The organism is Streptomyces luteireticuli, assembly GCF_041519305.1.
Taxonomy (GTDB): domain Bacteria; phylum Actinomycetota; class Actinomycetes; order Streptomycetales; family Streptomycetaceae; genus Streptomyces; species Streptomyces luteireticuli.
Genome location: NZ_CP167927.1, coordinates 2,501,368 through 2,516,192, shown reverse-complemented (window position 1 = coordinate 2,516,192; position 14,825 = coordinate 2,501,368). Strand labels below are relative to the sequence as shown.

11 protein-coding genes are annotated in these 14,825 nt (G+C 72.7%); 7 read left to right on the top strand and 4 right to left on the bottom strand.

Features of this window, described 5'->3' with window-relative positions; translation table 11 throughout:
* Window positions 1-120: 120 nt before the first annotated feature.
* Together polA and AB8735_RS10565 are read left to right on the top strand one after the other, a co-directional pair.
* Window positions 121-2,964, top strand: coding sequence for a DNA polymerase I (gene polA, locus AB8735_RS10570; protein ID WP_372406845.1), 2,844 nt, complete (start codon window positions 121-123; stop codon window positions 2,962-2,964).
* 176 nt (window positions 2,965-3,140) lie between these two features.
* Window positions 3,141-3,347, top strand: a complete 207-nt coding sequence (locus tag AB8735_RS10565) for a hypothetical protein (RefSeq protein WP_199893528.1) — start codon at window positions 3,141-3,143, stop codon at window positions 3,345-3,347.
* A 13-nt stretch (window positions 3,348-3,360) separates the two neighbouring features.
* Here the strand turns inward: AB8735_RS10565 and hrpB are convergent, their stop codons facing one another.
* Entirely contained in the window at window positions 3,361-5,898 is a 2,538-nt protein-coding gene (gene hrpB / locus AB8735_RS10560; RefSeq protein ID WP_372406842.1) for an ATP-dependent helicase HrpB, read from the bottom strand.
* Between the two features lie 101 nt (window positions 5,899-5,999).
* Window positions 6,000-6,812, bottom strand: a complete 813-nt coding sequence (locus AB8735_RS10555; RefSeq protein ID WP_372406839.1) for a class I SAM-dependent methyltransferase — start codon at window positions 6,810-6,812, stop codon at window positions 6,000-6,002.
* A gap of 423 nt (window positions 6,813-7,235) precedes the next feature.
* On the opposite strand from AB8735_RS10555, the gene rpsA reads away from it, so the two are divergent.
* The 4 genes from rpsA (at window position 7,236) to AB8735_RS10535 (ending at window position 10,916) form a co-directional block, all read left to right on the top strand.
* Window positions 7,236-8,729, top strand: a complete 1,494-nt coding sequence (gene rpsA, locus AB8735_RS10550; protein ID WP_344024676.1) for a 30S ribosomal protein S1 — start codon at window positions 7,236-7,238, stop codon at window positions 8,727-8,729.
* A gap of 147 nt (window positions 8,730-8,876) precedes the next feature.
* Window positions 8,877-9,821 carry a PAC2 family protein gene (locus AB8735_RS10545; RefSeq protein WP_344024677.1) on the top strand — a complete coding sequence of 315 codons (945 nt, stop codon included), beginning with the start codon at window positions 8,877-8,879 and terminating at the stop codon, window positions 9,819-9,821.
* Window positions 9,822-9,846: 25 nt separating this feature from the next.
* Window positions 9,847-10,461, top strand: a complete 615-nt coding sequence (gene coaE, locus AB8735_RS10540) for a dephospho-CoA kinase (protein WP_344024679.1) — start codon at window positions 9,847-9,849, stop codon at window positions 10,459-10,461.
* Window positions 10,462-10,544: 83 nt separating this feature from the next.
* The gene (locus AB8735_RS10535) at window positions 10,545-10,916 is read left to right on the top strand and encodes a tetratricopeptide repeat protein (RefSeq protein ID WP_372406836.1); all 372 of its coding nucleotides are present in this window, start codon (window positions 10,545-10,547) and stop codon (window positions 10,914-10,916) included.
* Window positions 10,917-10,955: 39 nt separating this feature from the next.
* Here AB8735_RS10535 and AB8735_RS10530 read toward each other — a convergent pair whose 3' ends face one another.
* Together AB8735_RS10530 and AB8735_RS10525 are read right to left on the bottom strand one after the other, a co-directional pair.
* Window positions 10,956-11,210 (bottom strand): DUF6343 family protein, encoded by a 255-nt coding sequence (locus tag AB8735_RS10530; RefSeq protein ID WP_372411814.1) that lies wholly within the window; start codon window positions 11,208-11,210, stop codon window positions 10,956-10,958.
* A gap of 90 nt (window positions 11,211-11,300) precedes the next feature.
* Complete coding sequence (locus tag AB8735_RS10525) at window positions 11,301-12,242, bottom strand: glycerophosphodiester phosphodiesterase (protein WP_372406834.1); 942 nt, start codon at window positions 12,240-12,242, stop codon at window positions 11,301-11,303.
* Window positions 12,243-12,484: 242 nt separating this feature from the next.
* Here AB8735_RS10525 and uvrB point away from each other — a divergent pair, with 242 nt between their 5' ends.
* A complete protein-coding gene (gene uvrB, locus AB8735_RS10520; protein WP_372406833.1) occupies window positions 12,485-14,611 on the top strand; it encodes an excinuclease ABC subunit UvrB in 2,127 nt (708 codons plus the stop codon).
* The last annotated feature ends 214 nt before the right edge of the window (window positions 14,612-14,825 follow it).

Below are 14,825 nucleotides of genomic sequence, written 5' to 3'. Positions count from 1 at the left end.
TCGAGAGCGCGGTCGTGGGCGGTGCGGGTTCGCCTCGGGGACGATCCTGTCACGGGGGTCGGACAGCGGCCTCCGGCGGTGTGGCGGGGAATGTCAGTGGGTCGTGGCAGGATCGGGGGCGTGGCAGCAAAGGCATCGAAAACACCGTCCGACAGCAGTGAGCCGACCGGCACCGAGGCAGTGGAGGGAGGCCGGCCCCGCCTGCTCCTGATGGACGGGCACTCCATGGCGTACCGGGCGTTCTTCGCGCTGCCCGCGGAGAACTTCACGACGTCGGAGGGCCAGCCGACCAACGCGGTCTACGGCTTCGCGTCGATGCTCGCGAACACCCTGCGTGACGAGCGGCCCACGCACTTCGCGGTGGCCTTCGACGTCTCGCGGAAGACATGGCGCTCCGAGGAGTTCGCCGAGTACAAGGCGAACCGCTCCAAGACGCCCGACGAGTTCAAGGGCCAGGTCGAGCTGATCGGTGAGATGCTCGACCATATGCAGGTGCCGCGCTTCGCGGTGGACGGCTTCGAGGCCGACGACGTGATCGCCACGCTGGCGACGCAGGCGGAGGCGCAGGGCTTCGAGGTGGCGATCGTCACCGGCGACCGCGACTCCTTCCAGCTGGTCAGCGACGCGGTCACGGTGTTGTACCCGACCAAGGGCGTCTCGGAGCTGACGCGCTTCACGCCCGAGAAGGTCATGGAGAAGTACGGCCTGTCCCCGGCCCAGTACCCGGACTTCGCGGCCCTGCGCGGCGACCCGTCCGACAACCTCCCCGGCATCCCGGGCGTCGGTGAGAAGACGGCCACGAAGTGGATCACCCAGTTCGGTTCGTTCGCCGAGCTGGTGGAGCGCGCCGACGAGGTCAAGGGCAAGGCCGGGCAGAATCTGCGCGACCACCTGGAGGCGGTCAAGCTCAACCGCCGCCTGACGGAGATGGTGCGCGACGTCGAGCTGTCCACCGGCCCGGAGGGGCTGGTGCGCGAGGCGTACGACCTGGCCGCGCTGGGCGCCCTGCTGGACCGGCTGGAGATCCGCAACCGCAGCCTGCGCGAGCGGCTGTGGGGCACGGACCCGGCAGCGGTCGTGGAGGAGGCCGCCGAGGAGCTGGAGATCGAGCTCGACGGGCGCATGCTGGGCGCGGACGAGCTGGCCGGCTGGCTGGCCGCCATCCCGGCGGACGTGCCCACCGCGATCGCGGCCGGCTACGACTGGAAGCTGGGCAGCGGCGACGTCCACGAGGTGGCGCTCGCGCTGCCGGACGGGCGCGCCTGCTGGTTCGAGCCGCAGGAGCTGTCCGAGGCGGACGACAAGGCGTTCGCCGCCTGGCTGGCCGACGCCGCCCGGCCCAAGGTGCTGCACATGGGCAAGCGCGTGCTGCGGGTCTTCGCCGAGCGCGGCTGGGCCGTCGCGGGCGTCACGATGGACACCGCCGTCGCCGCCTACCTGGACGAGCCCGGCGCCCGCCCCTTCGAGACCGACCCGCTCAACCGCCACCGTCAGAAGCGCGCCGGCAAGGTCCGCTTCAACAAGGGCAAGCGCCAGCTCACCGAGCTGGAGGTGCTCGTCGAGGACAAGCTCGGCCGCACCCTGCCGCGCGTCGACCCGGACAAGGCCGAGGCGGGCCAGCAGTCCTTCGACTTCGACGGCGAGGGCGACAAGGAGGCCGCCGAGAAGCTCATGATCGAGGCCCGCGGCGTCCTCGACCTCGGCGCGTTCTACGAGCGCAAGCTCGCCGGGACGCATGCGCTGGAGCTCATGCGCGACCTGGAGTTCCCCGTGGGCGACCTGCTGGTCGCCATGGAGCGCGAGGGCATCGCGGTGGACCGCGCCCGTCTGGAGCGGCTCTCCGAGGAGTATCTGGGCGAGATCGAGCAGGCCGTCGCCGAGGCCCACCGTGCCGCCGGGCGGGAGTTCAACCTCTCCTCGCCCAAGCAGCTCCAGGAGATCCTCTTCGAGGAGCTCGGCCTGCCGAGGACCAAGAAGATCAAGACCGGCTACACCACGGACGCCGACGCGCTCGCCTGGCTCGCCGGCCAGACGGACAACGAGCTCCCGGTCGTCCTGCTGCGCCACCGCGACCGCGCCAAGCTCCGCACCACGGTCGACGGCCTGATCAACAACGTCGCGGCGGACGGCCGGATCCACACCACCTTCAACCAGATGGTGGCCGCCACCGGCCGGCTCTCCTCCACCGACCCGAACCTGCAGAACATCCCGGTGCGCACCGCCGACGGCAGCCGCATCCGCCGGTGCTTCGTGGTCGGCGAGGGCTTCGAGTCGCTGATGACCGCCGACTACAGCCAGATCGAGCTGCGCGTCATGGCCCACCTCTCCGAGGACGAGGGCCTGATCGAGGCGTTCGCCTCCGGCGAGGACCTGCACACCACCGTCGCCTCCCAGGTCTTCTCGGTCGACAAGACCGAGGTGGACGCCGAGATGCGCCGCAAGATCAAGGCGATGTCGTACGGCCTGGCCTACGGGCTCTCGGCGTTCGGCCTCTCCCAGCAGCTGGGCATCTCCCCGGGCGAGGCCGGCGGCCTGATGGACACCTACTTCGAGCGCTTCGGCGGGGTGCGCGACTATCTGCGCCGCGTCGTCGAGGAGGCCCGCGCCACCGGCTACACCGAGACGATGCTGGGCCGCCGCCGCTATCTGCCGGACCTCAACAGCGACAACCGCCAGCGGCGGGAGATGGCCGAGCGCATGGCGCTCAACGCCCCGATCCAGGGCACCGCCGCCGACATCGTCAAGATCGCGATGCTGCGGGTCGCCGAGGCCCTGGAGAAGGAGAAGCTCACCACCCGGATGCTGCTCCAGGTGCACGACGAAGTCGTGCTGGAGGTCGCCCCCGGCGAGCGGGAGCGGGTCGAGGAGCTGGTGCGCCGGGAGATGGCCGGGGCCGTCAGCCTGCGCGCCCCGCTGGACGTCTCCGTCGGCGTCGGCGGCGACTGGGAGTCCGCGGCGCACTGACGGCGCGGCCGTGCCGCCCTCCCCGGGAATCCGGACGGAGGGCGGCACGGCCGTCTCCGCAGGTGATCGTCGGCGAGATCGTTGTGCGAACGCCCTCCGGGTGTCACACGATGGAGGGAACTTCCCCCATGGACGGTCCCCCGGGGAGGGGGACCGCGGAACAGAGGAGGCTCACCGTGAAGAAGGAGAGTCCCGAGGACGGATCCAAGGAGCGGTCCACCGCATCCCGGCCGAGCCGGCTGTACACCGGCGCGGAACGGCCCTTCGACCCGGAGGACCTCGTCCTGGCATCGGGCCACGACATCACCCCGGAGCGGGTCGAGGCGGCCCGGCGGCACATCGAGGAGAAGGGGGCGGCGGCACTCGAGCGGTACCTCCCCTGAGCGGGGAACTCCCTCACCGGCGGCGGGCGTTGGCCCGCCGCGTCGCCTCCGCCGCGGACGGATCCTCGGGCCACGGGTGGCGCGGGTAGCGCCCGCGCAGCTCGGCCCGTACGGCCCGGTAGCCGTCCCGCCAGAACGACGCGAGGTCCGCCGTGACCGCCGCCGGACGCCCGGCCGGTGACAGCAGGTGCACCAGGACGGGCACGCGCCCGCCCGCGACCAGCGGTGTGTCCTGGAGGCCGAAGAGCTCCTGGAGCTTGACGGCCAGGACGGGCTGCCCCTCGCCGTAGTCCACCCGGATCCGCGAACCGCTCGGCACCTCGATGCGCTCGGGCGCCAGCTCGCCCAGCCGGACGGCGTCCCCGCTCGCCCACGGCAGCAGCCGCTCCAGGCAGGCGCGCACATCGGCACGCTCCAGATCCGCCCGCCCGCGCGCCCGGTCCAGCTCCGGGCCCAGCCATTCGTCCGCACGGGCCAGCAGCGCCGCGTCCGAGACGTCCGGCCAGGGCCCGCCCAGTTCGCGGTGGAGGAACGCCAGCCGCTGCCGCAGGCCCGTCGCCTCCGCGCTCCAGCGCAGCAGCTCCGGTCCCTCCGCCGCCAGCCCCTCCAGGAGCGCCGACCGCAGCCGGGCGCGGTCCGGGGCCGCCAGCCGCGCCGAGGCCAGCTCGACGGCGCCCAGCCGCGTCACCCGGCGGGCCACCACGTCGCGCCGCTCCGGGGACCAGCGCACCTCCTCGTCCTCCGCCAGGAGCGCCCCGGCCGTCTCCCGGGCCGTCTCCTCGTCGATCACCGCACCCAGCCGCACCCGGGCCGACGCCGCGGCGACCGGCCGGTCCGCGACGGCCACCGCGATCCAGGGCATGCCGCGCAGCCGCGAGCCGTCGCCCAGCTCCGCGCCCGTCCCGGACACCATCAGGTACGACTCCTCGCCGCGCTCGCACGCGATCCGTTCGGGGAAGGCCAGCGCTGCGACCAGGCCCGCGGCGGCGTCGTCGGTCAGCGGCGCGCCGCCGCCCGGGCCCTCCTCCGCGACGCCCCGCAGGGCGCCCTCCAGCCGGCGGGCCTCCGCCCGCCAGCGCGTGCCGTACGCGTCCCCGCCCCGGCGGGCCGCCCGCCACGCCCCGGCCAGGTCGTCGCCGTACTCCCGCGGCGGCTCCTCGCTCAGCAGTGCCACGACCTCGGCCGTGCGTCGTGCGCCCAGGCGGGGAGCGCCGTCCAGCAGGGCCCGCGCGAGCCGGGGATGCACGCCCAGGCGGGCCATCCGGCGGCCGCGGTCCGTGGGCCGGCCCGCCTCGTCCACGGCGCCCGTGGCGGTCAGCGCGGCGCGTGCCGCGGCCATCGCGCCGGTCGGCGGGGGATCGAGCAGCGCCAGCCCGCTCGCGTCGGGATCGCCCCAGCAGGCCGCCTGCAGGGCGAACGCCGTCAGGTCCGCGACCGTGATCTCCGCCGCCGGGAAGGCCGGCAGCCGGGCCTCGTCGCCCTCCGCCCAGCAGCGGTACACCGTCCCCGGCGCCTCGCGGCCCGCCCGCCCCGCGCGCTGCCGCCCCGAGGCCCGGGACGCGCGCACCGTTGTCAGCGCGCTCAGCCCCCGGGCGTGGTCCGTGCGCGGCTCCCGCGCCAGCCCGGCGTCCACGACGACGCGCACGCCCGGGACGGTCAGGCTCGACTCCGCCACCGCGGTGGCCAGCACCACCCGGCGGGAGCCCGGCGCGCCGCCCGCCAGCACCGCCTCCTGGACGGCGGCCGGGGCCCGGCCGTGCACCTGGAGCACCTCGGCCCCCAGCCGTTCCGGCGCGCCCAGCAGCCCGGCCACCCGGCCGATCTCGCCGACGCCGGGCAGGAAGCACAGCACGTCGCCCTCGCGTTCGCGCAGGGCCCGCCGCACCGTGGCCGCCACGTGGTCCAGCAGCGCCGGGTCCACCCGTAGGCCGTGCGGCGGGCGCACGGCGCGCGGCGGCGGTGCCCAGACGGTGTCGACCGGGTGCGCGACGCCCTCCGCCGTCACCACCGGGGCGCCGCCCAGCAGCCGGGCCCAGCCCTCGGCGTCGGTCGTCGCCGACGCGGCGACCAGCCGCAGGCCGGGGCGCAGGGCGGCCCGGACGTCGAGGAGGAAGGCGGCGGCGGTGTCCGCGTCCAGGTGCCGCTCGTGGCACTCGTCGAGCACGACGACGTCGACGCCGGCCAGCTCGGGGTCGCGCTGGAGGCGCTGGAGCAGGACGCCGGTGGTGACCACCTCGACGACGGTCCGGGGGCCGGCCTTCCGCTCCCCGCGCACCGTGAAGCCGACGCGTCCGCCCGCCTCCTCGCCGAGCAGCCAGGCCATGCGGCGGGCGGCGGCGCGGGCCGCGATGCGGCGGGGTTCGGCGACGAGGACGCGGCGGGCCGGGCCGCCGTCCGTCAGCCCCGCCAGGGCCAGGGGGACCAGGGTGGTCTTGCCCGTGCCGGGCGGGGCGCAGAGCACGGCGGTGCCGTGGTCGTCCAGCGCCCGGGTCAGGCCGGGGAGCGCGGTGCGGACGGGGAGCTGGTCGAGGGCGTCGGTGCGGCGGGTCACGGGGACAGTGTCGCCGAGGAGGGATTGTGCCCCGGTCCCGCCCTTTCACCGTTTCTCGCCGCGCTCCGCGCGGGTTTGTCCTCAAGCGCCGGACAGGCTGACTATGCCCGCTCGCACACGAAGATTGCCGTGCCCGGGATCAGATGGCCCCGCAGGGGCGACCAGCCGCCCCACTCCTGGGTGTTCCAATCCGGCCATTCCGGCTCGACCAGGTCCAGCAGGCGGAATCCGCCCGCCACCACGTTGCGCACCCGGTCGCCGAGCGTCCGGTGGTGCTCGACGTAGACGGCACGGCCCGTCTCGTCCTGTTCCACGTACGGGGTGCGGTCGAAGTAGGAGGCCGCGACGGACAGGCCCTCCGGGCCCGGCTCGTCGGGGAAGGCCCAGCGGAGGGGGTGGGTGACGGAGAAGACCCAGCGGCCGCCGGGGCGCAGGACCCGGTGCACCTCGCGCATCACCCGCACCGGGTCGGCGACGAAGGGGATCGCGCCGTACGCCGAGCAGGCCAGGTCGAAGGAGCCCGCCGCGAACGGCAGCGCCCCCGCGTCCGCCTCGACCAGCGGGACGTCCCCGCCGATCCGCAGCGCGTGCTGGAGCTGCCGGTGCGAGAGGTCCAGGGCCACCGGCCGGGCGCCCTCGGCGGCCAGCCAGCGGGAGCACTGGGCCGCGCCGGCGCCGATCTCCAGCACGTCGCGCCCCGCCAGCGAGCCCGCCGGGCCCAGCAGCCGGGCCTCGGCCTCGTCGAGCCCCTCCGGGCCCCACACGAAGCGGTCGTCGCCCAGGAACGCACCGTGTTCGTCCTGGTACTCGTCGGCGTTGCGGTCCCACCAGCCGCGGCTGGCCCGGCTGCTCTCGGCGTCGCCGGTGGTCCGCCGGACCGCCTCCGGCTCGTACTCATGGGTTTCTGGCGTCATCTGGTGGTCGCGATCCCGGGCTGGCTGGGCGAGTGGGTAGAGTGTCCGGCCGTCGAAAGGCCGTCGACGGAGCATCGGCAGGCCGTCGAAAGACGTTGGAGGGACGTTTTCCGTCTCCCGCAAGGTGAGTTGCGCCGGATTCGGTGTGTTTTGTCCCTGCTGTGCGCCTTCGCGCATTGACCGTGTCCGGCCGTCCCCGTATGCTACAAGTTGCGCTGCGGGCCTGCGCGCCTCGGACCGAGCAGGCCGCTTTCGCACTTGTTGTATGTCCCCTCGGTTGTCGAGGCGCTTTCGGAGCGATCCGGAATTCGGAGCGATCCGGAGAGTGCGCCTCCAAGGCTGTCCGGCTTCGGCGGTGCGATATACGGGCTCTCGGCGTAGCAGTACCTACGACTCAATGTCCGTACCGGAGCCCTTTCCCACATGACGAGCAGCACCGAGACCACCGCCACCACCCCGCAGGTTGCGGTCAACGACATCGGTAACGAGGAAGCCTTCCTCGCCGCGATCGACGAGACGATCAAGTACTTCAACGACGGCGACATCGTCGACGGCGTCATCGTGAAGGTCGACCGGGACGAGGTCCTGCTCGACATCGGTTACAAGACCGAGGGTGTCATCCCCTCCCGCGAGCTCTCGATCAAGCACGACGTCGACCCCAACGAGGTCGTCTCCGTCGGCGACCAGGTCGAGGCCCTCGTTCTCCAGAAGGAGGACAAGGAAGGCCGCCTGATCCTGTCCAAGAAGCGCGCCCAGTACGAGCGCGCCTGGGGCACGATCGAGAAGATCAAGGAAGAGGACGGCATCGTCACCGGTACTGTCATCGAGGTCGTCAAGGGTGGTCTCATCCTCGACATCGGCCTCCGTGGCTTCCTCCCGGCCTCCCTGGTCGAGATGCGCCGCGTCCGCGACCTCCAGCCCTACGTGGGCAAGGAGCTCGAGGCGAAGATCATCGAGCTGGACAAGAACCGCAACAACGTGGTCCTGTCCCGCCGTGCCTGGCTCGAGCAGACCCAGTCCGAGGTCCGCCAGACGTTCCTCACCACCCTCCAGAAGGGTCAGGTCCGCTCCGGCGTCGTCTCCTCGATCGTCAACTTCGGTGCCTTCGTGGACCTGGGTGGCGTCGACGGTCTGGTCCACGTCTCCGAGCTGTCCTGGAAGCACATCGACCACCCGTCCGAGGTCGTCGAGGTCGGCCAGGAGGTCACGGTCGAGGTCCTGGACGTCGACATGGACCGCGAGCGCGTCTCCCTGTCGCTCAAGGCGACCCAGGAAGACCCGTGGCAGCAGTTCGCCCGGACCCACCAGATCGGTCAGGTCGTCCCGGGTAAGGTCACCAAGCTCGTTCCGTTCGGTGCGTTCGTCCGCGTCGACGAGGGCATCGAGGGCCTGGTCCACATCTCCGAGCTGGCCGAGCGCCACGTGGAGATCCCGGAGCAGGTCGTCCAGGTCAACGACGAGATCTTCGTCAAGGTCATCGACATCGACCTCGAGCGCCGCCGCATCAGCCTCTCGCTGAAGCAGGCCAACGAGTCCTTCGGTGCCGACCCGTCCGTGGTCGAGTTCGACCCGACCCTGTACGGCATGGCCGCGTCCTACGACGACCAGGGCAACTACATCTACCCCGAGGGCTTCGACCCCGAGGCCAACGACTGGCTGCCGGGCTACGAGAAGCAGCGCGAGGAGTGGGAGCGCCAGTACGCCGAGGCGCAGCAGCGCTTCGAGCAGCACCAGGCGCAGGTCATCAAGTCCCGCGAGGCGGACGCCGAGGCCGCCGCTGCCGGCGACCAGGCCGCCGCTCAGGCCGCTCCGGCCGGTGGCTCGTACTCCTCGGAGTCGGCCGACACCTCCGGCGCCCTGGCGTCGGACGAGGCGCTGGCCGCCCTCCGCGAGAAGCTCGCCGGCGGCCAGAGCTGAGGCTCTGACCACCGCGGCTGACCGCTGACGGCGAAGGCCCGCTTCCCCTTGGGGAAGCGGGCCTTCCGCTTGTCCGGCGGCGGAGCGGGAATGCTCCGGGCCGTCAAGAACGTTCCCCCTGACGGAACATGAGGAGGAACGGTCACCGTGATGGATCCGCAGGGTTTGTACGAATGGGAGCCCAAGGGGCTCGCCGTGGCCGATCTGGCCCTGGCCCAGGACAGCGCAGGGCTGGTCATGCTCTACCACTTCGACGGGTACATCGACGCCGGTGAGACGGGCGACCAGATCGTCGAGCGGCTCCTCGACGGGCTGCCGCACCAGGTCGTGGCCCGCTTCGACCACGACCGTCTGATCGACTACCGGGCGCGCCGCCCGGTCCTGACCTTCGAGCGCGACCACTGGAGCGCCTTCGAGGCGCCCCGGCTCGAACTGCGCCTGGTGCAGGACGCCACGGGGGCCCCGTTCCTCCTGCTGTCCGGTCCGGAGCCGGACGTGGAGTGGGAGCGGTTCACCGCCGCCGTGCGCCAGATCGTGGAGCGGCTGGGGGTGCGGCTTTCGGTCAACTTCAACGGCATCCCCATGGGCGTCCCGCACACCCGGCCGGTCGGCCTCACCGCGCACGGCAACCGCGCGGACCTGGTGCCGGGCCGCCGCGACCACTTCGACGAGGCCCAGGTGCCCGGCAGCGCCGAGGCGCTCATCGAGCTCCGGCTCGCCGAGGCGGGCCACGACGTGCTCGGTGTCACCGGCCACGTCCCGCACTACGTGGCGCGCTCCTCGTACCCCGACGCCGCGCTGACGGTCCTGGAGGCGATCACCTCCGCCACCGGACTGGTGCTGCCCGACACCGCGCACGCGCTGCGCAGCCAGGCGCTGCGGACGCAGGAGGAGATCGAGCGGCAGATAGGCGAGGGGGACGAGGAGCTGGTGACGCTGGTGCGTGGTCTTGAGCATCAGTACGACGCGGTGGCCGGGGCCGAGACGCGCGGCAATCTGGTCGCGGAGCCGGTCGAGCTGCCCTCCGCCGATGAACTGGGCGCCCAGTTCGAGCGGTTCCTCGCCGACCGCGAGGGCGACGGCGGCCGCTGAAGGGCGGACCGATAGCGTGGGGCCCATGTTGACGGTGGGCCTGACCGGCGGGATCGGCGCCGGCAAGAGCGAGGTGTCGCGGCTGCTGGCCGCGCACGGCGCGGTGATCATCGACTCCGACCGGATCGCGCGGGAGGTGGTCGAGCCGGGGACGCCCGGACTGGCGGCGATCGTCGCCGAGTTCGGGCCCGCGGTCCTGGCGCCGGACGGCGCGCTGGACCGGCCCGCGCTCGGGGCGCTCGTCTTCGCCGACGAGGGACGGCTCGCCGCGCTGAACGCGATCGTGCACCCGCTGGTGCGGGCCCGCTCGGCCGAACTGCAGGCCGCCGCCGCGCCGGACGCGATCGTCGTCCACGACGTCCCGCTCCTCGCCGAGAACGGCCTGGCCCCGCTCTACGACCTGGTGCTGGTGGTGGACGCCGGCGAGGAGACCCGGCTCGACCGGCTGGTGCGCCTGCGGGGCATGGCCGAGGAGGAGGCCCGTGCCCGGATGGCGGCGCAGGCGACGCGCGAGCAGCGGCTGGCGGTGGCCGACGTGGTGATCGCCAACGACGGCCCGGTCGAGGAGCTGGCGGCCCGCGTGGACGAGGTCTGGGCCGCGCTGCGCGAGCGGGCGGGCGGGGCCGGCGGCCGGGAATAGGGCTTGACCCGGGGGCGTTCCCTCCCCGCACCCGGGGACGTCCTCCGACGCCTCCCCGGCAGCCACAGGGAAGGACCGTACTCGTGCCCGAGCCGACGCCCGAGACCCATGTCATCGACTTCCGGACGGCCGAACGGCTGCTGGACGCCCGCGACCCGCGCGGCGCGGTCAAGCTGCTCGACTCGATGATCTCCTCCCACCCCGGGAACACCGCGGCCCGCCTGCTGCGGGCCCGCGCCTACTTCGCCTCCGCGCAACTTCGGCGCGCCGAGGGGGAGTTCCTGCACGTGCTGGAGCGCGAGCCGGACAACGCCTTCGCACACTTCGCGCTGGGCCGCACGCTGGTGCGCGCGGGCCGGGCCGGGGAGGCACTGCGGCACTTCCGGCTCGCCGCCGCGCTCGACCCGCGGCCGGACTTCGTGGCGGCGGCCCGGTTCGGCGAGGCGGGCGGCTGAGGCGCGGTCCCCGGATCGGGCCGGGCGGGCGCGCTGTGCTCAGCGCCGCCGCGGCCCGCCGTCCCCGGGCGGCTCGTACGGGGGCACGTCCCGGCCCGGCTGCCAGTGCGGGCCCTGGCGGATGTGCCGGATGATCAAGGTCAGGTCGACGACCGTCACCACCGCGAGGACGGCGAAGGCCGCAGCCCAGCCCGGGTGCCCCGCGGCGGCGAACAGCCAGGCCCCGCCGGCGGAGACGACCAGGCCGAAGCTCGCGAGCCCGCACCGCAGACGGAGCGGGCTGCGGGCGGTCATCGGCTCGTTGCCCGAACGCTGCACGGCGCACCACCTCCACCTCCCAGGATCCACCCGGCGGGGGAGCGCCGCGCAGGGCCGGACCCCGGTTCAGCCGAGGACGTCCGTCAGCGTCGGCACGGCGTCCTCGTCGGCGTCCTCCGCCAGCGCGTCGGCGACGACGTGTGCCGCGTTGCTGATGATCGCGTCCACGCCCAGACGGGCCAGGGCGACGGCCCGTTCGGGGTCGTCCACGGTCCAGGCCGATACCTCCAGCCGCCGGCCGTGCGGGCCGGTGAGGCCGTGGACCGCGCGGACCCAGCCCGCGGTGACCTTGGTGTGGTCGGGGTTGACCTGGTCGGCGAAGGCCGCGTAACCGGGCAGGTCGGCGGCGCGCGGGGCGCCGAGGAAGCCGGTCTTCACCTCCGGCCGCAGACCGTGGAAGGTCTTCAGGGCCGGGGCGCTGAAGCTCTGGACCACCAGCCGGCCGCCGACGTGCCGCCGGTCGAGCCAGCCGGCCCGGCGCAGCGCGTCCGCCAACTGCCGCTCGACGCCCGGGTAGAGCTCGGGCGCCTTGATCTCCAGCAGCAGCCGCTGGCGGTTGTGGTCCACCCGGCGCAGATAGCCGTCCAGGGTCGGCACCTTCTCACCGGCGAAGCGGTGGCCGTACCAGCTTCCGGCGTCGAGTGTGCGGATCTCGGCGAGGGTGAAGTCGCCGACCCGCCAGGGCGCCCGGTCCGGGAAGCGTTTCCTCACGTCGGTGGTCCGGGTCAGGGTGGTGTCGTGGACGACGACGAGCGCGCCGTCCCTGGTGCGCTGGACGTCGTTCTCCACCCAGCCGATGCCCAGGCGGGCGGCTCTGTCGATGGAGGCGAGGGTGTTCTCGGGCGCCTGGACGGGCACTCCCCGGTGGCCGATGACGTACGGCACGTGCGGCCGCGCGTCCGAGGGGGCGGCCCCGGCCTCTGCGGAGGCGAGGCCCAGCGCGAGCGGGGCGGCCGCGGCCAGGGCGACGAGGGTACGGGTCAGGGTGGCGGCGGGGCGGATGCGCATCGGGGCTCCTCGCGGCGTCCGGGGCCGGGCGCGGTGGCGGCCCGGTCCATGGCATGGGCGTCCGTGCGTACGGCGTCCGTGGTGTACGGATCAGTCGTACCGGAAACCGGGGCCGGGCGCAGGGGGGAGAGGGAATCCGCCCCGGTCCGTTCGCCGGCCCTTCGCCCCCGGTCCACCGCGAGAACGCCAGGTGGGAGCCGTCGGAACGGGCATTGTCAGTGGCAGGTCGTACGGTGGGTTCCATGCGGCCCGTTTCCAAGATCGAACGCAAGGTGGCGCCCTTCGAGGTCGTCAGCCCCTTCCAGCCGAGCGGTGACCAGCCGGCGGCCATCGCCGAGCTGGAGAAGCGCATCCGCGCGGGGGAGAAGGACGTCGTGCTGCTCGGTGCGACCGGCACCGGCAAGTCGGCGACCACGGCGTGGATGATCGAGAAGCTCCAGCGGCCGACGCTCGTCATGGCGCCCAACAAGACCCTGGCGGCCCAGCTCGCCAACGAGTTCCGCGAGCTCCTGCCCAACAACGCCGTCGAGTACTTCGTCTCGTACTACGACTACTACCAGCCCGAGGCGTACGTCCCCCAGTCGGACACCTACATCGAGAAGGACTCCTCGATCAACGAGGAGGTGGAGCGGCTGCGCCACTCCGCCACCAACTCGCTGCTCACCCGGCGGGACGTCGTCGTGGTGGCCTCCGTGTCCTGCATCTACGGCCTCGGCACGCCGCAGGAGTACGTGGACCGCATGGTCCCCCTCAAGGTCGGCGAGGAGATCGACCGGGACCAACTGCTGCGCCGCTTCGTCGAGATCCAGTACACGCGCAACGACCTCTCGTTCACCCGCGGCACCTTCCGGGTCCGCGGCGACACCATCGAGATCTTCCCGGTCTACGAGGAACTGGCCGTGCGCATCGAGATGTTCGGTGACGAGATCGAGGCGCTGTCCACCCTGCACCCGCTCACCGGCGAGGTCATCTCGGACGACCGGGAGCTGTACGTCTTCCCGGCCAGCCACTACGTCGCCGGTCCCGAACGGATGGAGAAGGCCATCACCGGGATCGAGGCCGAGCTGACGGAGACCCTCGCCCGGCTGGAGAAGCAGGGCAAGCTCCTGGAGGCCCAGCGGCTGCGCATGCGCACCACCTACGACATCGAGATGATGCGTCAGATCGGATCCTGCTCCGGCATCGAGAACTACTCGCTGCACATGGACGACCGCGAGCCCGGCTCCCCGCCCAACACCCTGCTCGACTTCTTCCCCGACGACTTCCTCCTCGTCATCGACGAGTCGCACGTCACGGTCCCGCAGATCGGCGCGATGTACGAGGGCGACGCCTCCCGCAAGCGCACCCTGGTCGAGCACGGCTTCCGGCTGCCGTCCGCCATGGACAACAGGCCGCTGAAGTGGGAGGAGTTCACGGAGCGGATCGGCCAGACCGTCTATCTCTCCGCGACCCCCGGCAAGTACGAGCTGTCCCGCTCCGACGGCTTCGTGGAGCAGATCATCCGCCCCACCGGCCTCGTCGACCCCGAGGTCGTCGTCAAGCCCACCGAGGGCCAGATCGACGACCTGGTGCACGAGATCCGCAAGCGCACCGAGAAGGACGAGCGCGTCCTGGTCACCACCCTCACCAAGAAGATGGCCGAGGACCTCACGGACTACTTCCTGGAGCTCGGTATCCAGGTGCGCTACCTGCACAGCGACGTGGACACGCTGCGCCGCGTCGAGCTGCTGCGCGAGCTGCGCGCGGGCGAGTTCGACGTCCTGGTCGGCATCAACCTCCTGCGCGAGGGCCTCGACCTGCCCGAGGTGTCCCTGGTGGCGATCCTCGACGCGGACAAGGAGGGCTTCCTGCGGTCCGGGACCTCCCTGATCCAGACCATCGGCCGCGCGGCGCGCAACGTCTCCGGCCAGGTCCATATGTACGCGGACAAGGTCACGCCCGCGATGGAGAAGGCCATCGAGGAGACCAACCGCCGCCGCGAGAAGCAGATCGCGTACAACGAGGAGCGCGGCATCGACCCGCAGCCCCTGCGCAAGAAGATCGGTGACATCGTCGCCACGATCGCCCGCGAGGAGATCGACACCGAGGAGCTGCTGGGCACCGGTTACCGCAAGACGGACAAGGGCAAGGGGAAGGCGCCGGTGCCCACGGCGCCCGCCGGGGGGAAGGCTGGCAAGAAGGCCAAGGCCAAGCAGGCGGTGCCGACGGACCGCCCCGCGGCCGAACTGGCCGAGATGATCGAGGAGATGACGGACCGCATGCGGGCCGCCGCCGCGGAGCTCCAGTTCGAGGTCGCCGCGCGGCTGCGGGACGAGGTGGGCGAGCTCAAGAAGGAGCTGCGGCAGATGAGGGAGGTGGGGCTGGCCTGAGGGGGGCCGTTCCCCGGTGCGGACGGGGCCCGGGCCTGACGGGTCCTTTGCCCAAGGCGTCGTCCTTTGCTCAAAGATGACCGGGGGAGATGTTGCAGGACCGCCACAAACCGATCTCGGCGGGTCAGGCGGTCGTGCAAGTGCATAGGGTCGGTCCCGGATGCCGCGTGATCGCGCGGCACTGGGGAGAGAGACGAACGAGAAGGGACCGCGC

What these genes read in the sequence shown, in the direction of transcription:
- AB8735_RS10555 (WP_372406839.1), bottom strand. Translation starts at nt 6,812, where the DNA reads ATGACGCCAGAAACCCATGAGTACGAGCCGGAGGCGGTCCGGCGGACC.
- rpsA (WP_344024676.1), top strand. Translation starts at nt 7,236, where the DNA reads ATGACGAGCAGCACCGAGACCACCGCCACCACCCCGCAGGTTGCGGTC.
- coaE (WP_344024679.1), top strand. Translation starts at nt 9,847, where the DNA reads ATGTTGACGGTGGGCCTGACCGGCGGGATCGGCGCCGGCAAGAGCGAG.
- AB8735_RS10530 (WP_372411814.1), bottom strand. Translation starts at nt 11,210, where the DNA reads ATGACCGCCCGCAGCCCGCTCCGTCTGCGGTGCGGGCTCGCGAGCTTC.
- AB8735_RS10525 (WP_372406834.1), bottom strand. Translation starts at nt 12,242, where the DNA reads ATGCGCATCCGCCCCGCCGCCACCCTGACCCGTACCCTCGTCGCCCTG.
- uvrB (WP_372406833.1), top strand. Translation starts at nt 12,485, where the DNA reads ATGCGGCCCGTTTCCAAGATCGAACGCAAGGTGGCGCCCTTCGAGGTC.